The following is a 4,044-nucleotide window of genomic DNA, read 5'->3' on the forward strand; positions in this document are numbered from 1 at the left end:
CCCAAAGCGGACATAAGCATCAATTCAGCGAGTTTATATGGGTCATCTCATCCCTCAGCGGCGTGCTACTCGCCAGAGATCCACTCGAACGGTTCCGCCGGCTCGAACTCCGCCGAGACTTCGCCTGCGAGTCTTGACTCGCGTCCAAGTGCGATAGTCCTCGCGCCCGAGCCTTCCCCGAAATCGATGTTATTGAGGTCTACCCAGAGCACGGACGGGTTCAGAACAGACTCGAAGTAATATGTGAGGTTTGCATGGTCGGCCACAGTCCGCCAGAGGGTCATGGCGATGTTTGGGCGATCAGGATCTTGCATACCGAGTGGGACTCCGGCCGTACGGATGACGGAGAACGCAGCACCCACTGCCAAGTCAGTGTCTTTGAACTTTGGCGTACTTCTCAGCATGTAGTCCGTACGCACGAAGCGGTCACTAGCCTCGATTGTACCAGGCAGAAATCGATCGCCTCCAATATGCCGCCAGTAGTTGATTAGGGCCAATTGCTCATCGAAAGGGGGCGAGTTTGTCATCACGCTGTAATCACGGCTGTGATGAATCTGGAGTTGGCCATCGATGTACTCGAAGATCGCGGAGTCGCCGCTCGCATCGGAAATCGAAAGATGTACGGCGGCGGCCCGTCCATTCGGCAAAGTCGGCGCAATGATGGCGAACGGAGGGTCCTGCATGGCTGCTACCGCTTCCGCCACCGTCGCGTAGTTGTCGAGAAAATACTGGTTCCAAGCACCGATCGACAGAGTCGGCTTCCCGGTCTCCGCCGCGTCCCCGAAATCGGCCTCGGCTAGGTACAGAACGTTGGCGACAAGGCCTTTCTCGTTCATACCGTCGGCATTCGCCGGATAAAACGACGCAAAAACCGACCCGTACTTGGATGTCCACTTGATGGGGTTCTTACCAATGCCGCCATTCTGCTCCATGCCTCTGGGATACACCCAGAGCGCAGTTGGCGCGTCAGGACTGTTCCAATCCATGCCACGCGCGGTGATGTATGTGCCGGTGCCTGTTTCATAGACAACGCGGGTGCACGCCTCGGCGTGCTGCGCGGGAACCAGCATCATGACCGCCAGCGCGGAACCGAACAACAGTTGCTTGAGTCGTGATGCACAGGCTTTCGAGTTCATTGCGCAGAGTCCTTTGGTGTCAATGAGGTGCTGGTTACAGATCTTTTGGGTGTGCCAGATGCTGGATTATCGCGGTCAGGTTCCGGCCCTTATCCGTGTGACCGACCTGATTTTCAGCAGGACGGGCGTACTGTCAACGTAGCAGGAGTCTAATGCGCTCTCATGAAATGCAAGTGGCGAGTCGATGGAACTGGATTGAGGCGATGAACGCGATGTCCGTTTCTGGCACTGAGCTGACATCGACTCTGAGGTTGAGGATGTCTGCTTTCGGGTGGAAAGCGGCCGTACCTCAACAGCGTCCCGATGTCTGCAAATGACCTAAAGCGGACATTTTGACTGAGCAGAACGAAAGCTGACATGGGTCATTTTACCTATTATTAGTTCGCAACTGTCGTCAAAAAGGCGCACTATAAGTCATCGTCGGTAAGCGCAATCACAGGCACCGACGGCTGAGAGCGTTAAGACTCCCGCCTGCAAATAAGGGGAGGGAGCTGTGACCGCTTTCTACTCCATTCTACATTCGTTTGACTTTGTGAATGAGCGCATCAGAGGAGCGATAGTTGTCGCGTGCATGGTCCTATGCATTGTGACTGGCAATCGTGTCATGGCGGCAGAGATCCACGGCGGGGTCCACCCGTCACCCGCTGTCATCCTGCAAGTGCTCAAAGAGTTCGATAATCCGGAAGGTGCGATCTTCAGCGCCGACGGTAGCTCTGTGTTTATCTCTAACTCTGCCGAGGCAGGTGATGTGTCCGAAAGCTTTGGTTGGGTCGAAGGGGCCGGCTACATTAGCAAGCTGAAGGTGAAAGCTAATGGTGAGCTGCTGATGACCGAGAAGAAGCTGATCAACGGTCTGACCTCGCCACTCGGTATGGGGGTCCTGCCGGTAGCTACCAAGAAGTTCCCGGCCGGCACAATATTTCTGTGCACCGGCTCAGCACCGATCGTCGACAGCAACGGACAGGTGGTCAAGGATCCAAAGCGTATGCGTAGCAAGCTGCTGGCGTTCAATGGTGCCGGTGAAGTGCTTGGCGAGATCGATACAGGCCAGGGATCTGTTTTTGAGCAAATCAACGGCAGCCCCATCATCCTGATCAACGCTTTGGGATTCGACACTGACGGCAACGTTTACGTCACTGACTCTGCAATTGGAGCCGATCAGTTTGATCCGCCCTTCGAGGGTAAGGGTGGTCTCTGGATGATCCCACACAGCGCGCTTGATGACCTCGCCGACGGGAGCACGCCGGCCGATCCGCCTGTTTTCATAGGGATCCCCGGTAATCCTGACGGGGTGGAGGTCTCACCGATCGACGGCAAAGTCTACGTCAACACAGTGGGTGCATTCGCTGACCTGGCCGACCCCGCGAATGGCGGCGTTTACGCGCTTAGCAAGAAGGACATCGCCAAAAACCAGCTATTGCCGCCCGTTGACGGCGACCTGGGTGCCCTAGACGGCCTCGACTTCACCGCCGGTGGCGTGATGTTGAACGCCCAGATCCGTGGTGATATTCCCGGCAAGGTCACAGTCAGCTGTGAAGGCGGACTTGCTACTACCCTCGCGATCCAGCCGGGCGGGACCATGTCCGATCTGACCGGACCTGCCGATCTGGCGGTTCGGCGCGTCGCCGATGGCGCGCAGCTGCTGGTGATCCCCGAGCTCTTCGCCCGCGACGCCACTGCGGGTGATGACGAGGTTACCGTACTCGCGCTGCCGGCCGGATTCGAGGCAGCGTGCGCTAAGGATCTAGCGGGCTTGAATTGACCGGCATCCTGTTTGTGGGTCTGCCGCTCGAGTCGGCGCTGTCAGCGCATCAGAGTGGCCCCGACGCTCTTCTCCCCTGCGCCGAGGCGATGTTATCTGCTCAGGGGGCCAGTCAATGTCCGCTTCTGGCACTTAGCAGACACGCCCGCCAGTCACCTGAAGCGCGGTACGCGACTCACGTTCCTGCGGGCCTCAATAGGGAGATGACTGATGAGCTTGGTTAAACATGTAATCGAGACTAAGGGACACGAAGTTTACGCCATTCATCCCAATGCGCTGGTCATCGATGCACTTCGGAGGATGGCGGAACACAACGTTGGATCACTGGTCGTGCTTGAGAGTCATAAGCTCGTAGGGATCATTACCGAGCGGCACTACGCACGCCAGATCGCACTGAAGGGTAGGACCTCAGCCAGTACAGCAGTTCGAGATATCATGTCGAAGCGCGTAGCGTGTGTCCGAGCCGACCAATCCGTCGAAGAGTGCATGATGATCATGAACAAAAGGAGCGTTAGCCACCTTCCAGTGCTGGATCATGGGTGCATCGTTGGGATCGTGTCGATCGGCGACATGGTGAGCAGCATCATCAGTGATCAGCAGTTCGTGATTGATGAGCTAGAGCACTTCATTCACGGCGAGCGGTAACCAACCGAGTGATGCGTAGTCCTGAAGTCTGAGCCGGCATCAACGTATGCTTCGGCATAGGTTTCGTCACTTTGTTGACTGGCCCTTGCGGGCGGGAAGTCGAAGATGGCCTCAAGAGAAAGGCAGCCCTGGAGTTGGGAGCCGACATCGCACGCGAGACTTTCAATATCTGCTAGTGGCCCAAAGCTGACGGGTAGTTTCAGTCAGTAGCTGGCTTGCAGGCAGGCCGCCCTAGCTCCTTCCTGAGTCGTAATAAAGGTTGTCCCTTACGGACGAGCACGTTGCATTTCTAATCGGGAGAAGCACGATGAAACTCCGAGCCCTCTTCACCTCGAGCTGTCTTCTTGTGGCAGCGATGTACTCACCGAACGCCCAGGCGGCGATGGATGGATCGCCCGCGACCTCCGAAGAACGCAAAGCGGAAATCACGGTTCTCTACGATGCGTTCGGCAAGTCCTCGGCAATGAAGAAGGACTGGGGATTCTCGGCCCTTGTTGAATA

At 56.7% G+C, this 4,044-nt stretch carries 3 protein-coding genes and 1 pseudogene; 3 read left to right on the plus strand and 1 reads right to left on the minus strand.

Going from position 1 to position 4,044, the window contains the following annotated elements; all coding sequences use genetic code 11:
- Nucleotides 1-65: 65 nt before the first annotated feature.
- Complete coding sequence (locus AC33YF_RS13085) at nucleotides 66-1,136, minus strand: linear amide C-N hydrolase (protein ID WP_491777651.1); 1,071 nt, start codon at nucleotides 1,134-1,136, stop codon at nucleotides 66-68.
- A 493-nt stretch (nucleotides 1,137-1,629) separates the two neighbouring features.
- Here AC33YF_RS13085 and AC33YF_RS13090 point away from each other — a divergent pair, with 493 nt between their 5' ends.
- The 3 genes and pseudogenes from AC33YF_RS13090 to AC33YF_RS13100 form a co-directional block, all read left to right on the plus strand.
- Complete coding sequence (locus tag AC33YF_RS13090) at nucleotides 1,630-2,898, plus strand: hypothetical protein (protein WP_491777652.1); 1,269 nt, start codon at nucleotides 1,630-1,632, stop codon at nucleotides 2,896-2,898.
- A gap of 210 nt (nucleotides 2,899-3,108) precedes the next feature.
- Nucleotides 3,109-3,543 (plus strand): CBS domain-containing protein, encoded by a 435-nt coding sequence (locus AC33YF_RS13095; RefSeq protein WP_491777653.1) that lies wholly within the window; start codon nucleotides 3,109-3,111, stop codon nucleotides 3,541-3,543.
- Between the two features lie 307 nt (nucleotides 3,544-3,850).
- A pseudogene (locus AC33YF_RS13100) lies at nucleotides 3,851-4,044 on the plus strand (hypothetical protein); the annotation flags it as partial.

The sequence above is a fragment of the Methyloceanibacter sp. genome, from assembly GCF_058506495.1.

What these genes read in the sequence shown, in the direction of transcription:
- AC33YF_RS13085 (WP_491777651.1), bottom strand. Translation starts at nt 1,136, where the DNA reads ATGAACTCGAAAGCCTGTGCATCACGACTCAAGCAACTGTTGTTCGGT.
- AC33YF_RS13095 (WP_491777653.1), top strand. Translation starts at nt 3,109, where the DNA reads ATGAGCTTGGTTAAACATGTAATCGAGACTAAGGGACACGAAGTTTAC.